The sequence below is a fragment of the Hwangdonia lutea genome, from assembly GCF_032814565.1.
Lineage (GTDB): Bacteria > Bacteroidota > Bacteroidia > Flavobacteriales > Flavobacteriaceae > Hwangdonia > Hwangdonia lutea.
Genome location: NZ_CP136521.1, coordinates 2,900,509 through 2,922,909, shown reverse-complemented (window position 1 = coordinate 2,922,909; position 22,401 = coordinate 2,900,509). Strand labels below are relative to the sequence as shown.

At 39.2% G+C, this 22,401-nt stretch carries 19 protein-coding genes; 1 reads left to right on the top strand and 18 read right to left on the bottom strand.

What is annotated here, in order from left to right; translation table 11 throughout:
* Nucleotides 1-3: 3 nt before the first annotated feature.
* From RNZ46_RS12660 to RNZ46_RS12600, 13 genes are all read right to left on the bottom strand, one after another.
* Entirely contained in the window at nucleotides 4-3,966 is a 3,963-nt protein-coding gene (locus RNZ46_RS12660; protein ID WP_316982532.1) for a PKD domain-containing protein, read from the bottom strand.
* A gap of 11 nt (nucleotides 3,967-3,977) precedes the next feature.
* The gene (locus tag RNZ46_RS12655) at nucleotides 3,978-6,809 is read right to left on the bottom strand and encodes a baseplate wedge protein (RefSeq protein WP_316982531.1); all 2,832 of its coding nucleotides are present in this window, start codon (nucleotides 6,807-6,809) and stop codon (nucleotides 3,978-3,980) included.
* A 12-nt stretch (nucleotides 6,810-6,821) separates the two neighbouring features.
* Nucleotides 6,822-10,199 (bottom strand): baseplate J/gp47 family protein, encoded by a 3,378-nt coding sequence (locus RNZ46_RS12650; RefSeq protein WP_316982530.1) that lies wholly within the window; start codon nucleotides 10,197-10,199, stop codon nucleotides 6,822-6,824.
* Between the two features lie 15 nt (nucleotides 10,200-10,214).
* Entirely contained in the window at nucleotides 10,215-10,625 is a 411-nt protein-coding gene (locus RNZ46_RS12645) for a GPW/gp25 family protein (RefSeq protein WP_316982529.1), read from the bottom strand.
* 2 nt (nucleotides 10,626-10,627) lie between these two features.
* Complete coding sequence (locus RNZ46_RS12640) at nucleotides 10,628-10,918, bottom strand: PAAR domain-containing protein (RefSeq protein WP_316982528.1); 291 nt, start codon at nucleotides 10,916-10,918, stop codon at nucleotides 10,628-10,630.
* Between the two features lie 65 nt (nucleotides 10,919-10,983).
* Nucleotides 10,984-12,729: a type VI secretion system tip protein VgrG gene (gene vgrG / locus RNZ46_RS12635; protein WP_316982527.1), complete on the bottom strand. Its 1,746-nt coding sequence runs from the start codon at nucleotides 12,727-12,729 to the stop codon at nucleotides 10,984-10,986.
* Between the two features lie 3 nt (nucleotides 12,730-12,732).
* Nucleotides 12,733-13,422, bottom strand: coding sequence for a CIS tube protein (locus RNZ46_RS12630; RefSeq protein WP_316982526.1), 690 nt, complete (start codon nucleotides 13,420-13,422; stop codon nucleotides 12,733-12,735).
* Between the two features lie 3 nt (nucleotides 13,423-13,425).
* Nucleotides 13,426-13,587, bottom strand: coding sequence for a DUF5908 family protein (locus tag RNZ46_RS12625; RefSeq protein WP_316982525.1), 162 nt, complete (start codon nucleotides 13,585-13,587; stop codon nucleotides 13,426-13,428).
* Nucleotides 13,588-13,599: 12 nt separating this feature from the next.
* Nucleotides 13,600-14,061, bottom strand: coding sequence for a phage tail protein (locus RNZ46_RS12620; protein WP_316982524.1), 462 nt, complete (start codon nucleotides 14,059-14,061; stop codon nucleotides 13,600-13,602).
* 2 nt (nucleotides 14,062-14,063) lie between these two features.
* Nucleotides 14,064-14,495, bottom strand: coding sequence for a phage tail protein (locus RNZ46_RS12615; protein ID WP_316982523.1), 432 nt, complete (start codon nucleotides 14,493-14,495; stop codon nucleotides 14,064-14,066).
* Nucleotides 14,496-14,533: 38 nt separating this feature from the next.
* A complete protein-coding gene (locus tag RNZ46_RS12610) occupies nucleotides 14,534-15,961 on the bottom strand; it encodes a phage tail sheath C-terminal domain-containing protein (protein WP_316982522.1) in 1,428 nt (475 codons plus the stop codon).
* An 11-nt stretch (nucleotides 15,962-15,972) separates the two neighbouring features.
* On the bottom strand, nucleotides 15,973-16,797 hold the full coding sequence (locus tag RNZ46_RS12605; RefSeq protein WP_316982521.1) for a hypothetical protein: 825 nt from the start codon (nucleotides 16,795-16,797) through the stop codon (nucleotides 15,973-15,975).
* Entirely contained in the window at nucleotides 16,797-17,378 is a 582-nt protein-coding gene (locus RNZ46_RS12600) for a Pvc16 family protein (RefSeq protein WP_316982520.1), read from the bottom strand. Before RNZ46_RS12600 ends, RNZ46_RS12605 begins: the two co-directional genes overlap by 1 nt.
* A 4-nt stretch (nucleotides 17,379-17,382) precedes the next feature.
* On the opposite strand from RNZ46_RS12600, the gene RNZ46_RS12595 reads away from it, so the two are divergent.
* Nucleotides 17,383-17,529 carry a hypothetical protein gene (locus tag RNZ46_RS12595; protein WP_316982519.1) on the top strand — a complete coding sequence of 49 codons (147 nt, stop codon included), beginning with the start codon at nucleotides 17,383-17,385 and terminating at the stop codon, nucleotides 17,527-17,529.
* Between the two features lie 58 nt (nucleotides 17,530-17,587).
* On the opposite strand, the gene RNZ46_RS12590 is transcribed toward RNZ46_RS12595, so the two are convergent.
* From RNZ46_RS12590 to RNZ46_RS12570, 5 genes are read right to left on the bottom strand one after another with little or no spacing between them, the layout of a single operon-like run.
* Nucleotides 17,588-18,625 carry a patatin-like phospholipase family protein gene (locus tag RNZ46_RS12590; RefSeq protein WP_316982518.1) on the bottom strand — a complete coding sequence of 346 codons (1,038 nt, stop codon included), beginning with the start codon at nucleotides 18,623-18,625 and terminating at the stop codon, nucleotides 17,588-17,590.
* A 38-nt stretch (nucleotides 18,626-18,663) separates the two neighbouring features.
* Entirely contained in the window at nucleotides 18,664-19,062 is a 399-nt protein-coding gene (locus RNZ46_RS12585) for a hypothetical protein (protein ID WP_316982517.1), read from the bottom strand.
* 22 nt (nucleotides 19,063-19,084) lie between these two features.
* Nucleotides 19,085-20,104, bottom strand: coding sequence for a hypothetical protein (locus RNZ46_RS12580; protein WP_316982516.1), 1,020 nt, complete (start codon nucleotides 20,102-20,104; stop codon nucleotides 19,085-19,087).
* A gap of 40 nt (nucleotides 20,105-20,144) precedes the next feature.
* Nucleotides 20,145-20,786, bottom strand: coding sequence for a hypothetical protein (locus tag RNZ46_RS12575; protein ID WP_316982515.1), 642 nt, complete (start codon nucleotides 20,784-20,786; stop codon nucleotides 20,145-20,147).
* 10 nt (nucleotides 20,787-20,796) lie between these two features.
* Nucleotides 20,797-22,401: an FAD-binding protein gene (locus RNZ46_RS12570; protein ID WP_316982514.1), complete on the bottom strand. Its 1,605-nt coding sequence runs from the start codon at nucleotides 22,399-22,401 to the stop codon at nucleotides 20,797-20,799.

Here is a 22,401-nt window from a genome sequence, read left to right as displayed (position 1 = left end):
AAATTAAATTAATCGTTGTACCCTTATGTTCACTTTGGTTTTAAAGGTTTTGGTACCACAGGCTTTGCTACTAATATTAAGACTGACGTCGAAAGATAAAACCTGCCCGTTTTCAGCATTTCTCGGCGCCCTGTAAACATGCCTTGGGTTTTTAAGTGTGCTTTTGCCGCCATCGCCAAAGTCCCATGAGTATGTTTGGGTATTTTCGCTAAACTCATTTAGATTATGTATTCTAAAAGGCACATCAATCCTATCTGAGGCGGCATTGATTACCAGTTTTTCTCGTGGTGGTAAAATAATACGCACTTGCGGACTGATGCGAACAACACACTCACTGCTGACCGCTTGCCCGTTTACCGTAAACCGGATGGGTGTGTTAAACGCTTTAAATCCGGCCTGTAAAATCAAGTTGTTTTCTTTTATGGTTACCCGTTCAACTGGTTTTGCAAGTTTAACCGTGGCATCTTCTGGTTTAATTTCAAAAGGTATAGCAGTATCTCCGTTTTCTCCTCCAGTTAGGCATATTTCATTAGGAATATTCAATTCAAAAATAACCGGTGCTATGGTAACATCGTGCTCAACGGTATGGCTGCATCGGCCATTGGTTACAGTCAATGCCACCTTAAAGGTTTGGCTGCCATCCTCTCCAAGATTCAATTGATAAACGTGTTTGGGGTTTTCTTCGTTGCTGTTATCCGGCAGGGAATCATCACCAAAATCCCATTCAAAAATCACATCGTTTGGTAACTTTTCGTCTTTTAAGGTGAAGGTTACCCTGGCAATGGTATTATCTTTAAAGAATGTGGGCTCTGAAGCTGTAAAATCGAAATCTGGTTTTTTAAACACGGTAATTCGTGCATCGGTAAATTGGTCGTTAACCTTGAATTTTATTTCGGTACCGTGCAACGATTCGCTAACGGCATTGGCATCAAACATAAACTTGCCGTCTTCTTGCACAACGCCACCGTTTAATCCTGTAGCCACATCGGCCGTAACCACACCATCTGATGGTGATACCTCAAAAGCTATTTTTTCAGTCTCCTCTCCCAAACAAACAAAATCTAAGGGCAAGCGCAACGATATTGGGGTTTTGGGTACGATGAAAGCCACCGGCGAACAATCTGAACAACAGATGTACGGCAAGGCAAAATCTGCCACAACCGTGTTTTCAGAAATGTTGGAAATGAGCGGTAAAATAAATCGATCCTTCAATGCATCCAAAATATTCGGGTTTATAAGATTGCCCAAATTAAGGTTATCGCTAATTCGTGGATTGACGCTTCCCAAATCGATATTCCTAGTCAGATTTGCTTTAATCATAGGATTCCCAAAATTTCTTATGGGCGATATATTTGTTATGGGGTTTCTAATATCATCGATTTTAGGATTGATTACGGCATCTTTAAGCACATTGTCAAACACAGGGTTAATGGGAAAAACAGGTCTTCTTTTTGGTATACCACCTTTGTAAACCATAACAAAAGTCCCTCCCGGTTTTACCCCAGCTTTGTGCTCTAATCCCGTATGTTTTTCAACAAATTTTGAGAGGAGTTTTTGCTCTAAAATTTTCTTTTTGCGGATTTCAATTTCGGCCAAAAGTGATTTCATTTTTGCAGCCGAACAGCAGTTAACCGACAATTGGTTGAGCAGCAATGCGTACTGCTGTTCGTGCCCAAATCTTCTGTATGTGGTTTCGGGCTTATACAATAGCGCGGTCATATTTTTTTTGAATCGCTCAACGCGTGCGCAAAGATCTTTGATGGTTTTGTTGTATTTATCGACTCGGTCGGGATCGATTTCAGTAATGTCGTTTGGGATAAACCGCGATGCTATTTTAGTAGAAGCCAATATTTCTGCGGTATGGTACAAATTCACTTCTTTAATGTCTTTGTCCCAAGTGGCGATGGCTTCGTCTTCATCGATTCTAGTTTTAACTAAGTTTACAATATCCTCTGCCGAACCTTCTGGTTTTTCGCGCATCGCCTTATCAACAATACTCCCTAAAACATCCTCGTCTTTTTCCAGATTATCTAAAACCACAGTATCTAAATTGTAAAATTTCAATCCGGGCAGGGTTTTAAAACTGCCTAAAATAGCTTTGATATCTATAGCTCCAAATCCGGTAAATGCCGTATTGGAAGTCAAGAATTTCTTTGTTGATTCTGAAAAAGGTTGGTTGACGGATGCGGTTGAAATATCGGAAATAGTCCCAGTTACAGAACGCCCAGTCGATGCTGTTTCAGTCGTGTCGCTCGATGCCGATTCCCTTATAGTTGAGCGTCCGCGTTTAGACAATTTATAAAATTTATGTTCGCCTTGTTGCTTTATACTAAAACCCGAAAAGAATTTTGATACGCCCGCGTTTAAGCAGTTTTGCTCTGCGCGCCACGCTTTTAACACAGCATTAATATCTTCAAATTCGCACTCGTAATCATTGGGGTCGATGCTTTCAATAGTTTCGTCGATGCTTAACACTTTTATTTCAAAGGCCAATCCTTTTTCGGTTTTTATGGCATCCAAATCTTTTATGGCATCACGGTAATCTTTACCCAAATGCCCTTCAATCCTATAAAAATCGTGGTCGTCGAGATCGTAGTCCAAAGGGTTTTGAATGGCATCATTTTCTGACAAATTAGCTGATTGATAGCCTAAATTTTCATCAGACTTATACTTTTTGGTTTTATCATAATCCCAGTTTTTAATGAGATTCAATGATGTTTTGTAGTAGTACGGAAGCGCTCTTTTACCGAGTGCGTTCGATGCTTTTTTTGAAGGTGTTACTTTTATTTCCGAAGAAGAACTTGGGACGTTATATTCACTCAGCATAAAATGCATCCTTAAAATCAGGGTTCTTATTTTTTCGAATTTCTCCTTGCCATGTGGAATTATTGGCGACGGATAAAATTTGTGCCGGCATTGAAAAAATGCTTCAACCGGCTCCAATTCGCCCAACAAAACATGCTTTGGAAACGAACTGATTTCCGGGCAACAAACCACTCTTAAATCAAACAAAAGGCATTTTATTTCGTTGTAAGTATCAATTAAATCCTTGAGCAAATCATAGCGATATTGAATATCCAAAGGCAGATTTCTGGACGATAATTTAAAAAGCGACGTTATTTTTGCGTTGATGGTACTGGCTTTGGCACCCACCGAATCGGTATCCAACAGCACCTTAAAATCGGTAAACAGTTTATCGATGCCGCTTTTAAGATTGGCAATAACTGCAGTGTCTTGCATGGCTTTTCGGTAGCTGTCCTTTAGCCTGAAATAACTGGCCGTATTGGAATCTTGCGATATAACCTGCACCCGATTTCGTGTTAAATACGTATTTTTTAAAATCACTTTTTTAAGATGCACTTCGGGCAAATCAACGATTTTTTTGGTGTTGTTATGCGTATCAAAAATGGGGTCGTTGTCTTTGTTACTAATGCGTTTGGCGTTTTCTTTTTCAATTAAAAGCAGCCTTACTTTTGCGGTTTGCCCTTCGCCTTGTGTATCGCAATCGGTTGATGTACATGGGGTTTCGGCTTTGCAGAAATACTCCAAATACAACACAACTACCATATCCTCTAAATTAGTTATAGTGTTTAAAGGTTTCGTATTATTTTCCTCTGTGGCTTCGGTAAACAACTCTATTAAATTAACGCCATTAAAATGGCCATATTTAGCCTCGACATCAACAAAGGTTTTAGCATGGGTAAAGGTTGCCCCGGGAAAAGGCACCAAATCGCCATCGGTGGTTACCGCACAACCTTTGCTAACTTTTATCGATTGGTTTTTTTTATAAGTGATTTCCAATCCGCAGGCAATACCAACGCCGTTAAGGCAAATACGCGTAAAACGGTCCTGACATTCAAAATGATCGATGACGTCGTTAAGCTGCGATGCCGTAAGCACTTGGTCGGGTACAAATCTTCTATATGCTGGGTCTTTTATGTCTTTATCTAATTTTGTTGTTGCCATGATATTGTTATTTAGAGGTTGCCAATATTTGTTCTTCCTAATATTATTTTATTACCTTTTGTTTCGGTATCGTCGTTGTCGCAGTCGTGAAGATTTCCAGAATCGTAAATCGTATGAACACCATTTAACGTTGGGATAAAATCACTTAAAACGTCTCTGTACGTTGTGATTTCCGACTTACTTAAAGGATGATTTGCACATGTAATTTGTAACTGTTCCAAAAACAATTTATACTTGAGTTGCATTTGAAGCATGTCGTTTTCAGCATCGGGTTTTACACCTTTTACATGCCCAATCCAACAGATGCGTGCCAACACATGCGCTGGTATTTCTTCGCGAATTATTTTTTCGGCATAATTCCTAAAATCCTTGTTTGAAAATCGTGTAGTCCAACCCGGTAATATCACCGAAACCCTAAACGAATATGGGTCTGTTGGCCCACAGCTTTCGCAATCGCCGTCTAAACATGAGGGCATAAAGGTTTCTGCAGGTGCATCCGGAACTTCGTTTTTTGACGTTTTTCTTTTTTTATCAGCATTGGCGGCATTATAAGTATCCGGTCTTAACAATAGATGCTCTATTAAATACATGCCTTCTTCGTAAGCGCTTAAATCTTTTAAATAGGCGATGATTTCGTCGCGTTTTTCTTCAGATCGCTCTTGGGTTGCCGTGTACGCAATGCGACGGGCGATAATATAATCTTCACTTTCTTTATCTGTTATTTTTGGATTGATGATGTTAAAATACGTCCTGCCTGTTTTAGTTTTTTTCAAGTCGTAATTAGCTGTATTCTTTGCAAGCTCAAACGACAAAAAGAGTTCTTTTAAAGCGGCACTGAGGCTGTGGTAATGCTTGCTTGACGATAGCAAAATATCGTCTCCATTTTTTATCCGCCATCGGTATTCGGTGAGGTTGTCTTCGGTTTTGTCTTTTTCGTCATAAATTTCAATGGCATCACCCAAAAGATTTCTTCGGCTGTAATCCGTAACCCCGATAAGTCGGGCAATGCGCTTTTGTACGCCCGATACATTTTCGGTATCCCAAACCTCGGGATCACAGTAATTAAAACCGATACCTCGCTCGCAACTTATGGTTTTGTAATCTTCAACAAACTGGGTCTTGGCCTTTAAAATTTCGTATTTCGCATTGGCATCGCCATAAATCATTTTCATGATAAAGGCGTAATCACTAAAGCGTTCGGCAAACCGAGCGATTAAATGGTCCAACAATTGGTTTCGGCGTTCGTAAAAGGTGTTATCTGCCGAATTGTTCACGTCATTTTTCAGATTGTTGAAGATTTTAATCAGATTGTCATCATAATTTCCAGTGTCCACCAACTCGTCAATTTCAGGAATATCGTCAACCGTTTGCGAAAAATAGGTTTGTTTCTCGGCATCCGAAAGTTCGGAAATGGCAGTAACGCCGTACAATGCTTTTAGGCTTTCATCAACAGTTAATAAATCCTTTACTTTGGAAAGATGCGCAAAATAATTGGCCAATATCTGGTCGAAAAGCAACAAATACGCTTTAAGTTGTTTCGCTTTGGCTTTTCGCTGTTTATCAGCATTGGCGGGCAACCCGTTTGTGGATATGCCGTAAGTTTCTGGAAAATCGTTTTGGATGCTCGTGTAAGCCTCGACATGTGAAAATTCACCCAACGGAAAAACAACATCTTCGGTTTTAATATTTTTGAGTTGTTCTTTTTCCTCTTTTTCCAATGCATTAAGAATAGCGATAACTCGTTTTTTGTTGACGCCAATGGGCAAAAACCCTTTGCTGAAATTAAAAATACTGTTACCGCAGTCTTTACAAGTTTCATCATCCTCATCCCAACACAGTACCGGTTTGTGGTTTTCTTTTATACAGATTATCCACGGGTCTTTGTTGGCTTCGTCATCATCGCAGGTTTTAAAAGAAATGTCCTTTATAGTTAAAACACCATCAATATTCATAATGATTTGAATGATGTCCGATAGCCGAATGTCTTGTTGTAAAGAAGCGTTCCGAAGTTCTTCAGTATCAATAAACCCGCCTTGAAAATCCTTGGGTTCTATACAGCCTTTCTCGAAAGGTACGGGGCCTTCAAAAATTTCATCGGTGGTATAGCCTTTGTCATACATTTTTTTGAGCGAATAAAACGAAACGGATGGTGCCAAATAATTCCCAATCGCTTTTATTATCAAAGCTTGAATGCGCTCCTCGTCGGCATCGGGCCTAATGTCCAAATACGCGCATACCGAAATATGCTGTTCGGGTATTTCGCATACGTTTACTAAATCTTCGCAAAGGTTCCGGTTTTTATGATATAGTTGCTTTACTTTTTCGAATACCGCATCTTTATCTTCAACCTCATCTTCAAAATCGATGTAAATATCATTTAAGCCTTTTAGAGTGAAGTTTTTCTGATTGTCATCTTCAACCTTAAAAGCATTGTAAGACATCTGATGATTTTCGCAATTTAAATACACCTTTTGTTCGTGCTTAACAATCCAAGCGTTTTTTACTTCTTTTATATGAACGAATAGCTTGCGATAATCCAAAGCCGATACGGGTTTTGATGGTAAAATGTTTACGGCCGACAAAAACTGCTGATGCATCTTTTTGAAGTTATCGGTTTCTGATGCCAACAGGTTTTCCATGGGCAACTCGATGCGCTGGGACAAATCGGTTATGGCATAACAGAGCATTTCCATGATGGTAATTCCCGGGTCATGGGTGTTGTAATCGGTCCAGATTTTGCTTCCCAAACTTTCGATGTGCTTAAGCCCAAGTTCGCGCAGATAGCCAAAATCCAGATCGTTTTTGGTATTTACATGCTTTGGTATGGTAACAGATTCGTTCATTAAATTATTACTTTAAGTCGTTACACATTCGTTCGTGCTTATCGTTTCAACAACATGTTTTTCATATTTTACAGAGGTTAAAATCACTTTTTGATTGGCGGGCACCACGGCACGCACCGGATTAAATATCACTTCGCCCTGATTATCGGTTTTATTGGTTTCTTCGAGCAATTCGAAATCTTTTATATAATCGACATAATCCAATTGCTCGATGTAATAAATCACGACGCTTTCGTGCAATGTTAGCCCAAAATTGATTTCGGCGGTTTCTTCGTAAGCCCATGGCGCCAAGAATTTCGAAATGTCTTTTTGCAGTTGTTTTTTGTAAAAGCTCTCGTCCTTTCCTTCATAAAATTTCACTTTCAATGCAATTTTAACTTCTTGATACATGGGATTTTCCACAAAGGCATCAACATGCAGCGTGTTTAAACCGTTGATAAAACTTTGAATTTCGTTACGTTTTGCTTTGCTGATTCGGGGTTTATAAACATCAAAAATATTTTGGTTAATGATGTTTGGGATGGCGATAACAGTTACAAATCCTGGTGCCAACTCCGAATCGCCAAAGGTGTGCTTTAAACAATTCACTTTATAAATTTTTGGAAATTGCTGAAGAATTAACTGCTCGTAATCCCATATTGTAATGGCCCTTTGTTTGTGGCGCAGTCGCTCACTAACACGTCTATAAAACTGGGTATCGGTTTCCTTGGGCACCCCATCAAACGAACTGTAGGGTTGGGTTACGCCTTTTAAGGTGGCCTTTCGTTCCACTAATTTCGAAATGGTTTTTTCGGGTAATCCGTTTTCGAGATGTGAAAACTCATTATCGTTGTTGTAAAATTCAGCCACTTCGGCTTGGGTGTGGATGTTTACTAATTGGCAAACCGCATCAAAGGCTTTGGTGTTGGTTACTTTTATCCAAAATAAATCTCCCGGAATTCGATTATTGTTGCTCGTGGCCTCTTTTGGAATGGACACTTTTACGATGCCCGATTTCAGAAAATTATCGGTGTTGTTAGAAACTATAAAATCATTATTTAACGGTTTCCATTCGTCCTGACTTAAAATATACCAACCCTGTTTTTCGTTGCCTTGATAGGTTTGCTCCCCCTCGTATTCGGGGTTTTCGCTACCTTCTAAAACTTGTATTAATAACGCTATTTGCTGAAGCTGTTTGACGTTTTCAAGACCTATAAACAAAGCACCTTTATCACATTTTGGCACCAACGTACATTGTGTTTTTGTGCCTAAAAATTCGTGTTTGGTTTTTAAATAGATGTGCTGTTCGGACTGCCCAAACGGATGTTCGTGGAACAGCTCCAAAGACTCATCTAAATAATTGCCTAAATTTTGTTTTAAACTATCGGAAGTTGCCGATAAATTAAAAGTTTTGGATACCGAAGCTTTGTAATCAATACTGATACTTTCTGCTAATGGCGTATAGGGTTCGTTGGGAATCAAAGCTTTTTCCTCTTCTTTTTTAGATAAGGCTATGGCGTATATTCTTGGAAAAAAATCATGCAGAAAAGACTGTAATAAAGCGATACGGATAAACCCCTTTTTGGCATTTGAAGAAAAACTTTCTTGCTGGATCGGGTTATCGAAAAGCCCCGATACACCTTCGGAAATAGCATCCCTAAAATCGAAAAAAGAATTATTGAAAACCTTTAAAAAATCGTTGTGAACGGTACTGTTTCGCAACTTGCCGAATCCGGCAATGCGCTCCATAAAACCGCTCCCTTTTGTTTTTTTTGGTTTTGAAACTGTTTTTGACCCCTTGCCCGAACTGCCATCCTGTGTGCTCGAAATTGTAAAATTAGAACTATAACTGCCGTTTTCGTTTTGGTTAAATAATGTGCCGGCCGTAATTTTTTGGTCCCAATTTTTTTGTGCAAGCACTTCCAAATTGATTTTAAAGGCGTCTGAATCTGGTACAATCAAATCACTATCATCAATAGTATCCGGTGAATCATCGGTACTCAGCGTATAAGTATTTTTAGATAGATTTTTAAGATGGCCTTTTCGATAGGCCAAATAATGCTCCCTGAAATGGTCGTTTTCAGATGCGCTTTCGTAAAGCGGCGTGTCCTTCCATTGCATGTCAATCTTAACCTCAGTCCACGGTTTATTCAATGCCTCTTGGCAACCGATATAAAATTTAGAATCCCTAACAGGCTGTGGCCCAAATGGAAAAAAAGGTTTCGATGCGTCCAAGCGGCCCAAATCGTTTTCAAGCACAATATCCTGCATGTTTTTTACATCCACATCAATTTTAATTTCGGTTACAATGGCTCCGCTTAAAAATTCATAAAAATCATAACCAAATTCATCATCGCCGGTTTTAAACAAAAATCGGGCTATGGGGTTTGCCGATGTAAAATTTTCCAGTAGAACAGTTTTATCGTAAGGTACAATGGGGTCGGTGGCCTCGGGAATTTCAACAACCAGTTTTAAAGTGTTTTTTTCTACGGAAGAATTAACCGTATCAATTGGAGCGGAAATCCATTCTGCTTCGCCACTGAGCAACACCTCAAAAACGTTATCGGATATTTTTTTTGATGGTGCGGACGGTAAATTGGAACCAAAAGTGATGCTGAAGGTAATGGTTCGCAATCCTTCTTTTAGCAATAATATGGGCGATGCTATGGCAAAACCCAATTTGGCATTTGGAAGGTTGGGAAACCCGTCCGAATCTTTAAAATTGGGATGACCGAACGGCCACCAAGTAACGTTATCGTCAGGGAAATCGCCTCCCAATCCATCAAAGGAATTGGCGATTTCAGAATATTTAACACCAGTACCTTGTTTATGCAATACGTTTTTTAATGCGCTTACCTTGGCACTATTAACAATGAGTTCGTTTTGGGTTTTATAGATTCTTTTGTTACCATTGGCATCTTTACCGGCATCGGTTGCGGTGCCTGCTTCAACCCTAACATCCGAAGCATTTTTAGCCAACTCAAAAAGCAGATGCACTTTATCTGGTACCGCTTGTTTATTGCTGAGTTTAAGGACTTCTTTATAATAAAAATCAAGATGTCTTTTTGAAAGATTGTTCAAGCGATTTTGACTTAACTCCATCAGTCTTAAAAAACAAACGAATAATGTGAGATGCGGATTTAAGTCTTTGTTCGTTTCCGCTTCCAATAAAAGATTTTGAATAGCCTCCTTTTCAACAAAAAATCGTTGCCAGTTTCCATCTGTAATATGGGTTTCAGTATCAAAATAATTAACGTTTTCTGCAAACGCATGAGCAAACGCCATCCAATCCTCGATGCTCAAATCGTGAAGCTTTACGGTATCTGGACTGAGCGCATCAATGCGCCTTTGGCCCTGGCTAGTCCCGTTTCGCTTTAAAAGGATGTTGTTATGGTTGCAATCTTTACTCATGGGTTACTTTAATTTTTAAGTTTCGGTGCCTTCAGCTTTGTAAAACGGATACACTAAATTGGCCCTGGAATTTGTGGCTCGTACGCGATAATCGATTTCGATAAGCAGTTCGCCCTGTAATTCGTTGGTGGGGTCGATGTCAATGTTTTCAACATCAATCCGTGGTTCGTGGTAGAGGATTGCGGTTTTAATCAAATCGATAACAAAGGTTTTTAAAGTGACGTTTAAAGACTTGAACATCAACTCCTCCAGGTTACAACCGTATGTGGGCTGCATGATGCGCTCACCCAATCTTGTGGCCAAAAGGATTTCGAGGCTTTTTTTAATATCAAGTTCATCTGAAGTCATCACGACCGTTTTTTTAGACCTGTCAAATTCCGGCGGAAAGCTCCAACCTGTTCCTAAAAATGATGTGTTATTATCCATAATTATCCTATTAAAACCGTGGGCAAGCCCAATACGATTACACCACCGTGTGCGGTGGAGTCGCCCATTCTCGCTGCCGGCATACCACCAATTAAAACCGTTGCAGAACCCGCTGCAATGGTATCAGGAGGACCTGTGCAAACTGCCATATCGCCTACCCGTGCCGCTGGCATACCCCCAATAAGTACAGTAGGCTCACCTGCCGGTAAAATTGGGCCGCCAACGTGTGGCACTGGCCCCGGATTAACCATGGGACAAGTATGCATATCGCCTACTCTTGCTGCTGCTGGCATATTGTATTATTATTTATTTTTATTACTAATTCTTTATTTTAAAAACTTTTTTATGATTTAAGGCTTCAATTAATCTGCACCAAAGAGCCTTTTAAAACTGCCGTTGCACTAGACGACATTTCTACACCAGCAGAACCTTCTGCCTTAAATTGAATGTTCGCTTTGGCGTTTACATTGCTACCTTCTATATTAACATCGCCACTTGCTTTTATTTGAATATCACCAGCACTTTCCATAGCAATACCGCTGGAATCCAAAGTGAGCGTATTGGAGTTGTCATCTTCAATCACAATACTTCCCGCGTCTTCATCCATGGTTATTTTTTTTCCCGCCGGAGTTTCGATGGTGATTGATTTTTTATCATCATTAAACATAATTTTCATCTCGCTGCGCGATATAAACCCTTTTTCGTGGTTATCATCTGATGCCACAACGGGTGCTGGTTTCGCGCTACTGTGAAGCATACCCAATACAATAGCATCGTTGGGATCGTCGTTAATAAAACCGACAATCACCTCATCGCTTATTTCGGGTCTGAAAAATGCCCCTCTGGAATCACCGGCATCCAACGAGGATACTCTGCACCATATGCCCTGTTCTTCGTTATTGATTATGGGCAATTGAACTAAAATGCGGTCTTCGCCATTGGGGTCGTCCTGCAATTGAGAAACAATGCCCACTTGCAGTCCGTTTATTGCTGAAATAATGCCCGAAGCGGGCTGCGGATTAATATCAAAAGTTTCGGAAAACCATTCTGGATTCAATCCAAATTGCGCATCGACCGTCCAATTGCCTTCTGCAATTTGATGTCTTATGGCCGTTACATATACTTTGCCATTAAATCGGTCGCCCACACCTTCAAGTTTTAATAAAGTCCCGGGTTTAACGGACGGAATACCTTGAAATTTCACTTTGCCACGAACCTTTGCCAATTGTTGAAACAGCATTTTGGCATCTGCCCAATCCTGTAATTCAACATCGCTAACCTCACCACCGTGCCTTAACTCTAAATTTTCTAAATCTATAGTAGCTGCCAAATCGGATGACGACAGGTTTCCATTGAGTTGCACATTCGGGTCGTTAGCTTCAATTTCAATAATTTCCTGATCCGCAGGATTCCAACCATAACTCGATACTTTTTTTACTTGGCTTCTGGCATCGATTTCGGCATCAAAATCCAATAAAGTGGCTCCGAAGCTAATGGTTTCAATCGTTTCGTCATCAACAGTGGGTTTCATAATCGTTATTTTACCATCATCAGTAAAACACAATTTCCCGTTAGCTTGTGCTCGAGATACTATAAAATCCCAATCGGAGGTATGGTATTGCACAAGTTCTTTATGTGTTTGGTTGGTGCTTTCTACATCCTTTTCTAAACCATAGGCATCAATAATGGTTTCAAAAATAGCGCTATCTGTATTCTCGTAATAATAGTTGCTTTTCCTGCCGATGGTTAGCTTAACAGCCTCGTCTTTACATTCGATAATAAGCACCGAGGAATTGGCTCTGATTTTTAAATTATGTTTAATAACGATACCTTTAAAAATGGTTTCTTCATCGGAATGATATCCCGCAGTAATCTCTATTTTTTTTCCTGGAATCAACAAATCTTCATTACTTAACTGGAAGTCTTGTTTTGCCGCATCACCATCAATCAATGTTATTGTTGCAGACCCAATTCTGTTCACTTCTTTATTGACCAAAATGTGTTTAACCTGATGCTTTTTTGAAAGCTCCTCGCCTTCCACAAGCACTTTAAATGTGATGAGATCCGGACTTTTGGAGGTTTGTATGGTTCTGCTGTTATTCATAATTTACGAGGTTTTCTCTAATGGAGGAAATACCAATTGTTGGCCAATGGCTAATTGCCTAAAATTGGTAATCCCGTTGGCTTTTGCCACTTCTAAATAGTATTTTGAATCGCCATAAATTCGGTAGGACATCAACGGTAATGTATCGCCATTCTTTACTGTCCGAAGGTGGGTTAAATCTGGAGATTGGCTGTTTTCTTCGGCCACCCTGAGCTCATCGCTTACAAAACGTTGAAATTTTGCATTTGCCATGGCGCGGATGGGCGTACCGTTGGGGTTAAATAGTTTGTAATCAACGGTCATTTCCAATAGCGTACCCTTAAAAAGCAAGGTGCCCCAAGAAATTTTCAGGTAATTGGGTTTGTGCTGATCGCCGTTATAATCAAAAACTACTTTTTTGAACTTGTCGACGTCTTTAATCACACCATCATCGGAAACCTCTGAGGTTCTAATAGCCCCTGTTCGGTCGAAAACAAAATTAATATCAAGATGCTCTGGCAGAATTTTATTAAACCCTGGCGCCGTTGCGCTGGTGCCTTGGGCTTGTTCTTCGTTTTGTTCAATTTTATAATTAAACGCATATTTTTCCGGATTGATTAGCGTGGTAAATTCGCCATCGCTAACCTCGTTCTCAAACGTGTCGTCGCTATAAGCAATAATCTTTAATTTGGTAAGTTCGCCTGTTGAAAACATGGTTTATCGTTCTTTAGAATTTGATATTATTTGCATAACTTGATCTACACATTCTGCAACAATTTGTTCTTTATTACTTGTTGAGTTCGCTCTGGTTTTGGACTTTTTATCGATATCGTTATCGACATTAATCTTAACATGTAATTCTTTAATTTCAATGGGCATAATTTTGAAAACTTAAAATGGTATAACGTCGTTTGCTGAAATAGACTGGTAATATTGGTATTTTAGCTCTAAACTTTCAATGGCCAATTCGCTGTTTTCGGCATTAAAATCGGACACCGACCAACTTACCGGAATGGCATGAACCACTTTCCAAGAATACAAGGGCAGGTGCTGCTCGTTGTGGAGAATAACCAACAAATCGATGGGTTTAAAGATGAATTTCTCAATAGCATCTTCGCACCAAGCCGTTACGCTCGAGCTTATTTGCAAACTTCGTTTTAGCACCAAATTAGGAAACGTAATGCCCGTTGGAAGCTGGTGTTTAAATCGGTTTTCGCCACCTTCGGCAATTGTTTCTGTTTCAATAGTACCCGAAAGTCCGCTCACGGATTGAAACCCAATTTCGATATTGGGCTGCAAATCGAGAAAAATCACCGAAAAATGAAAGCTCGTAATAGGCGGTAACAATCCCATATTTAATCATTTTGAATAACCAACCCTTCGTGTACAACTTCTACCGATTCTATGGCGGTTTCGTTGCCATCACTTTTAAGGTCTGTGGATTGCACCTTTGAAGGCCATGCATTTTTTACTTTCCAAGTAACTACTGGCTCGTGCTCTTCATTTAGAAGATTTATAGTAATATCTCTTCGTTCAATGGTATTTAATTTTACGGTGTTCCACCAGTCGTAATATTCGTTATCGCTATTAAACGTGCCACGTTTTAAAGTGATATTTGAAAATTTTTGCATCCCGGGCATTTTTATTTTGCTGTATTCGGGACTTGAGCCGTCTCTGTACTCGATAACTTCGGTTTCTACATCGAGTCCTGAAACTTCGGTGAAACCTATTTTTGTTCCTCCCCAATCTACTGAGAAATGAAATTTTGCTAACGGATAATCTGCCATGATTTTGTGTTTTTTAAATTAATATGATGTATTAAAAATTATGCTTCTTGCATTTTATGAGAGAACTTAAGAATGATGAATTCTGCTGGACGTACCACGGCCATTCCTATTTCAACATTCATGCGGCCTTCCAAGATATCGAGTGCCGTCATGGTTTCGCCCAAAGCAACACGAACATAAAAAGCTTGTTCGGGTTTTGCTCCGGCCAAAGCACCTGCACGCCATTGTAGGGTTAAAAAATTCTCGATCATGGCCCGTACCTTAATCCAAGTATTGGCATCATTTGGCTCGAAAACGAATTGCTCGGTGGCTTTTTTTACAGATTCTTCAACCATGTTAAAAAAGCGTCGTACCGGTACGTATCGCCATTCGTTGTCGTTCCCCGCAAGGGTTCGCGCGCCCCAAACCATAACGCCTTTTCCCGCAAAGGTGCGAATGGCATTTATGGATTTACCCGAAGTATCAATATTCAAACCTTCTTGCTGTTCGTGTGTGATTTTTATAGTGGGCTCTAAACAGGAACTTACCGAAACATTGGCCGGTGCTTTCCATACACCACGACTGCTATCTACTTTTGCATAAATACCTGCCATAGCACAACTAGGTGGTAAAGTGACGGTCTTTTTGTTTATTTCCAACTTAATTTGATTGAAGGTTACCAAATCAAAGGACGCCGAAGTGCTATCTTCTAAATCACTTAAATTATCGCCATCAAACTGACCCGTACCCACAGTTGCAGATTCGTCAACCGTGTTATGCGCTATGGTAACATCGGCAGCATCAAAGGCATAATTATATACCGTTTTAAGGAATGGATGGTACGAAGCACCGTATTTTAAAAGGTCGGTGCCGCTGCCCAAGGTATTGCTGCTTCTTAAATTAGCACTATCGTTGCCGTGCATATCGATAATGGTAAAGCGGTCGCCCAACTCGACGCATTGGGTCATTGCCCTATTAATTAAGGTATAATAGTTCGCAGCCGTACCGATATTTATGGCATCTGGGAACACGAATAGCGTGGGCTCGTCGAAAGCTTTAACGGCATTTAGCCCATTGGTTAAATCAGTTAAACTGATGCTTGCCGTATAGTCGCCCACAGATGTGATGTAACACGGGCCACCGCCATTATCAAAATACATACGCATGGCGTAATGCATTAAATAGGGTTGGGTGCTGCCCTCGGCCACAGAAATTTTACGGTTTAGCAACGTTGGTCCGGTGCTATCAATTTCATCGTCAATAGTTACGGTTATGTTGGCCTCGTTAAGCGCTTTACCAAAGTACGTTTCGTACTCCAAAAGCGACGTTATTCTTGTGGGTTCTAGCACGAGGCTATTGGTGTCTTTATCAGCTTTTTCTGTGTAGCCAATAAATGCAGGTATTGCGGTCTCTACTTGAGCTACCGAAGGAGGGAATATTGAAATTTCCTCGACGTAAACTCCTGGTGTTCTGTACGTTTTTGCCATGGTTTCTTAATTTAAATGTATATTTCTGAAAAAAAGTTATTATTATCTGGAATGAGATGGTTGGCGCTAGGATTTGGAAATTTATCGCCCGCATGAACCACCTCAATAAAACCGTATTTGGTTAATGGATTTACCGTTGCTGTTGTGAAAATTTCTGAATCGTCTGAAACGCGTTTGTAACGCCAAAACGTTTCTCTATTTTTAAAATGAATTTTAAATGTGGGCAATTGGCTTCTTAAATCGCCAAGTGTGGTTAGTATACTTAAATCGCTGGCATCACCCGTCATAGCAAGCTCAATAATTCCGTAAACACCTATAGTGTTCGGGCTTTTCAATTTTTTTAATTGTGCTGTTGTACCAGCGGTAGACAATTGGTAAGCATCTGTTATCTGAGTATTATCGGTGCTTTTCGCAATGAATTGAAAACCACCTCCTTCGGTGCTTGGTTTGGTGTTCCCGAAAAAGAAGATATTGGGACTACTCGTTGTCAAATCGGTGTAATTGCCAAAAAAAGGATCGGCAATCTTCATTATAAAAGTTAATGCCAAATCGCTCGGTAACGGAATAAACGGTGTGTTTTGTGAAGCGTTTGCCACTTTACAATAGGCTGATAATCCGGTTTTGCGAGTTTTAAAAACAATTTTATGGCCCGCCATTTTCTGGATTGTATTCTGCGATGGTACAACCTCTATAAACTCTGAAATATCAAGCAGACTTAACCGTTTTTTTTTGTCGGCATCACTTAATGTTGAAAACGCCGTAGCACCATCATTCAAAAAATAATCGTGCAGCAATTCTATTTCAAATAGTGGTTTATATGTGGTGTTAAAAGCCATTAGTTTTTGTGTGTTATATCGCCGTGTACCTGACTTATTAAATCGCCTTTGCCCAATATCGCTTCGCGTTCTATTTCTACCAAACTCACTTTGTACATAACGGACGGAATTTGTTTGCCACCCAAGGTGCCCCAAACAAAGTTGAGCTCCTCGAAAGTTGGGGTGAACAAATCGACCACAAACCTGAAATTGGAAATGTTGCTCATCGACACATCGTCTCTGTTGTAAATGCTGTTGGCTTGGGTAAATACTTTTTTACCTTGAAAAAACCCGATGATTTTGGAGAGGTTTTTTAGCGCCTCATCATACTTATCGTTAGTGGCACTAAAAAGAATGTAAAGATTAAGGTTTACAATATTGTTTTTATACGTAATACGCGTGCCTTCAACCGCATAATTGGGTTTGTTTTTAAGCGTTGATTCTTCTTGTAAATTAAGTAATGTTAAGATGATATCTGTTGAAGCTCCCGTATTATCACCTTGTTCTGAGGCTACCGTGGCAATATTGTCGAGCGACACGGGACTGCCTCCAAGATAATTATTGACCTCTTCGGTTATAATTTGTAGCACTTCAAAAACCATAACGATGAACATTTTACAACACTTGCCCAAGCAAGCGTTTTTTGACTATTTGGAAAGGTATTTATTAAAAGTTGTTTGGACAATCCCCATTTTTAGGGATTTTATGGTTTTTAACATTGAAAACGTGGTGCCCGCGTTAGGGTCCCGATAGCTATCGGGATTGGGGTAACGCCAAAGAAATTAATATTAAAGGTGTCGCTCAACGGATTTTAAGCATTTTCAATAAGCTTATCAACTATCTCGTCGAGCAGTATTTTATTGTCGGCTACGGCTAAAAACCCATCTTCTTGTAAAGCTATGATGTTTGCTTTATCGGCTTTATCCATTTCGGGATTGGAATTTATGAGTTTTGGTTGAATGCGATAATAATCTTGACAGTGCTTTTTGGGCAAAGTTTCGAATATTTTTTTAAGCTGGTAATCTACGGTTTCGGCATTGCCGCTCATCATGATATCAATTAAAGGCCTAATCCATTTTACCATGCCCGCATCTTTAAACTCATCGTAGGTATATGGCCGTTTCACGGAGCCCGTGCCAATGGAAACAATAAGCATGTTTTTAGCACTGGGCTTATCGGGTTTTTCTGGGTTGTTTAACACTTCTGAAAAATTAATGGTTCGCGCTTCGGCATAAGCACACAACGAGGGATTATTGGCAAACACGCCGCCATCGACCAAGGCGTAGGGTGCTCCGAAAACAGATTTTATCCTTGCCGCCTCAAAATAGGTTGGCGCTGCCGAGGTTGCCCGACCTACATCGCGCATTAAAAAATCGTAAACCTCATCTTTGGCGTTGAGACTTGAAAAGAAAAAACTTTGGCGGTTGCCAATATCGTAACTGGTTATCAAACAAGGGCGCAATGCTTTTCCAAGGGTGGTTTTTCCAAGAAATTGATCGAGGGCGTTTTCGAGTTCCAACTCCGAGTATTTTTCATCTGAAATACCGCCCAAGCTCTGTATTTGTTTTATTAAGGACAATTCAAAAATATCGTCGCCCAAATCCAAATAAATCCCAAGGGCATCTTTGGCCCCGTATTTAAAGTTTCCATTTTTATCGGGGCATACGTATAATAGAGATAAAATGCCACCAGTGCTTGTACCAGCAATAAAATCGAAATACGCACCAACCGAAGCTTTAGGATCGCCCGTTTTTTCCTTTAATTGGGTTTCTATGTACGACAGGATAATACCGGGAACGATGCCTCTGATACCGCCGCCATCTATAGACAGAATACGTATTTTTTTCATATGTAATTAATGCTTAAACCTGAGTTTTTTATTTTTATTTAAAACTCTAAAATTAAATTGTCTTCATTTGAGCTAAATTCCATTCTGATTATTTGGTGATCTTCATCGCTAGTGGGTATCATCTTACCAGTATAGGTTATATTTCCCGTTGGTCTTTCTATGGTAATTTCAATATTCAGCCCATCAAATTTCCCTGTTAAATCCCCTCTTTTATCAGAGTCGCTATCGTGTTGCTCGTCACCAAAAATGATACCGGATTCTTTTCCTTCATCATTGCTCTGTATATTAACTCGATGTTCAATATCATTGGCGTCTGGCCATGTTGCAGTGAAAGCTGGAATAAAAACAATGGCTGCCAAAGTTTCGGCGCCACAGGCCAAAATAATACTTACGAAGGTTATTACGATTGATTTTTTAATTACATTAAGCGTTTCCATATCTGTGAGTTTTTTATTTATTTTATGATGCTCTCAAGTCTTCTTTGATGTTTGAAAAAAGCTTGTCCATGTCGTCTTCAACATTATCAATAGCCGTGTTTAATCCTATGGTTGAATTTTTTGAGTCTCTTATTATTTCTTTCTTTATCCTTTCGCGTTCTTTTTTGTTATTCTGATTTTTTTGATAATCCCATATTTTCTTTCTGATGGCATTAAGTTTAAGGATGTGCTTTTTATGAATGCCTTCCTTAATACCCTTGTAAACCGATTCGAAATCTTTTCCATAGGCTTTTCCGAAAACAGATTCAAAATCCAAAATATATTTTTCACTATTATCACTTAAATCAGAATAAATGCTGTTGTACGCTTTAATCGTACTATCTAAATCTTTAAAGAATTCTTGATTCTCTATAGCAATATCGATAGTGTCATCAAACGCTGTTTGAACATCCTTAACCCTAATCATATAAGTGTCCATTTTTTTTGAAATAAAACTGAATTGTTCACTTTTTGCTTCTAATATTTCTTTTGCATGAAGCTTTTTTATTAAACTTTTCATGTATGCCTTTCTGCTGGAATTACTCCCAATCTGATCTTTGGCTATAATAACATTTTCTTTTTTCGGAATTTCGCCATTGCTTAAATTTTGGAAAAACACCGTAACTTCGTAAATACCACTATCTACATCTTCCGTTAATTCGCCAAAAGCCACCATTTCCGCTTTAATGGTTTTTAATTTATTAACAGTTTCAGTGGGTAAGTTTTTAACGTTGGAAATAGTGTTTTCCATGTTTCGGTGGGTCAGAACCAAATTGTGGTTCCGACGTTGTAATACGGTGTATTTATCCAGCCTAATAAGTTCGGTTTCAAAATCGTCTGTAAATTTTTCGGCATATTTTTCAATGGTTTGGTCGTTGGTTTTAAAATCCCATACGTACACATTTGTTTTCGTATTTTGAGCTTGCAAGGGAACTACCAATTGTGTGGCCACAAATAGTATAAGGCTTAAGCTTTTAATAAACAAGTTAATATTATTTCTCATGGGGTTTCTATTTTCATTATTCAATATTTTTGAAACAGATTTAAGAATTACAAACCATTGGTAATTCGGTTTCGTTTTTTGTAATCAACTGGTTGGTAACACAGCGCTTGTTTCCATCTTTTAATTCAAAACGGTGACTGCTATTTTTCTTAACCACACTAACGGTTATAAAAATCCCTGATTTGCTTACAATATTCGCCTGTTTTCCATCAACAAAAACATCAGCGTTTACCATATTTGAAGGCACAATCAGCTTCACATTATAGCTCATACTTTTTAGTATTTTGGTATTTATCAATTTATCCGATTTATATTTTAAATCTTTATTGGCATCAACTATTTTGGAGACCTGTGCATTAAATTTCATTGAAGCTGCTTGGGCTTCGGGACAATTTTCCAAATCTTTTTGCAATTGCTTTTTAAGGTTATCTAAATCGTTAATTTTATTTTGCTGGTTGGTTAATTGGGTTGATAATTCGGCAATTGTAGTTTCAAAATTCTGGATGGAATCATTCAATTTATTTGCTTTTTCTTCGCTCGCCTTTATTTCAATACCAAAAAGACTAAACTCTTCCGTATTGGTAATAAGTTGCTTGAGTTCGGTTCTGAACATTAAAATGGCTAATATGGCAAATACGGCCCAGATTAATGTTTTGAACGGAAAATTTGGTTTGCCTTCCATAATTTTAGTTTTACAATGATGCTATTAAATCCTCGTTTATAGTCAATTCTTTATCAGCCAACCCAATGGTTTTTAAAAATTTATTTGAGAATAATTCTGCCATATCATCACTCAATAAAGCACTTCTACAAGCTTTCCATTCATTAATTTTAGCGGCATCAAACATGAGATTTACCAAATCTGGAAATGCCCAATCGCTATTTTTTCCCCAATGTATGGTGAACGGAATATCGTTTTCTTTTAAAACCTCAATAATGCGTCTTGAAAATTCGGTGAGGCTCATAATTTTTCTGGTTTTATTCCAAAGTACACCATCAATTTCCAGCATACAGGTTACAGGAAATTTTGTAAAACCCAATGTTGCTTGGGTTTGTTTTACAAAGCGCATTGCGAAAATCCCGGGAATAGGCCCTTCGTTGTTTGTTAAATCGGCAAGCAGTTTTAATGCCTTTGATGAATTTTTATGGTCTACCCCAACCGAACAGGCAAAAGCTGGCCCTTGATAGGGTGCATCCCAAAAAATTTCGGGTAAGGTGCCTGTTAATTCTTCATCTACTTTTGGCAAAATGGTTTTTCTCAATCGTTTTACCAACCACGGTATACTTTTTGGAAAATGTTCGGCCATTTTGGTGAATAAGTGGATTAAATCGCGATACAATGATTGTTTGATGATGGGAAATGGGTCTTTATAATCGGCCACATAAGGCTTTTTATACATTAATTCTACCACATAATTGGGTTCGTTACTATATTGATTGATGAATACTTTGTAGTGATAAGGTGTAAGACCGAAACCCTGAGCATCGGTTTCTTCTGGGATTTTAAATGATGAATTTTTAAAATCTAAGGTATCAGCCAATTGAAGTGCTGTGCTTTTATTTATTCTTTTAACATAACGCTTTAATAAAAATCGGGGTTCTGCCTCAATCACAATACCATGAATAAACCCAAACGACCCTAAGCCCACCAAAGCCGCATTAAAAAGTTTATCGTTCCGGATGATTCTTTTACTTATTCTTTTGGCAAAATTATCGTTTAATGCGGGGTCTGTGTGGCGCTCTAAATAAACGATGTCGTTTTCGTTTGGACCAATAATCAAATTAAGCCCCACCACATAATCCTGTACGGCGCCAACCTGTAATGCCGAACCGTGAACACCCGTAGAAATACAGCCCGCAATGGTTTGCCCATTACTGGCACCCGTAGTTTTTAAGGATTTACCGTGAGCGGAAAGCACTTCGGATACCCGTTTAATAATCGTTCCGCACTCAAATAAAAATAAGTTCGAAGCATCAAATCGGGTGTTTGTGTGAAGATGCTCTGCAACCATTGGTACATGAATATTCATAAACCCATTGTAGTGCATTCGGTCCTTATGGTGTGCAATGTGGTTCATGGACCACGCCGACCCATAAGCTCGAAACCCTTGGTTGTCTGCATTCGTTTCTTTTATAAGCCTTTGGATTTCTGTGGCGGCATCGTTATAACGATCTATTTTATCGGGTATGTTTCCATCGCCTTCCAACTCGGTTACATAAAGCGTTTTTAACGGAAACGGGCCATTGTTGTGCAGCGTATCCCATTTTTTTAATGCATGTGTTCTTGTGGTTGCCAT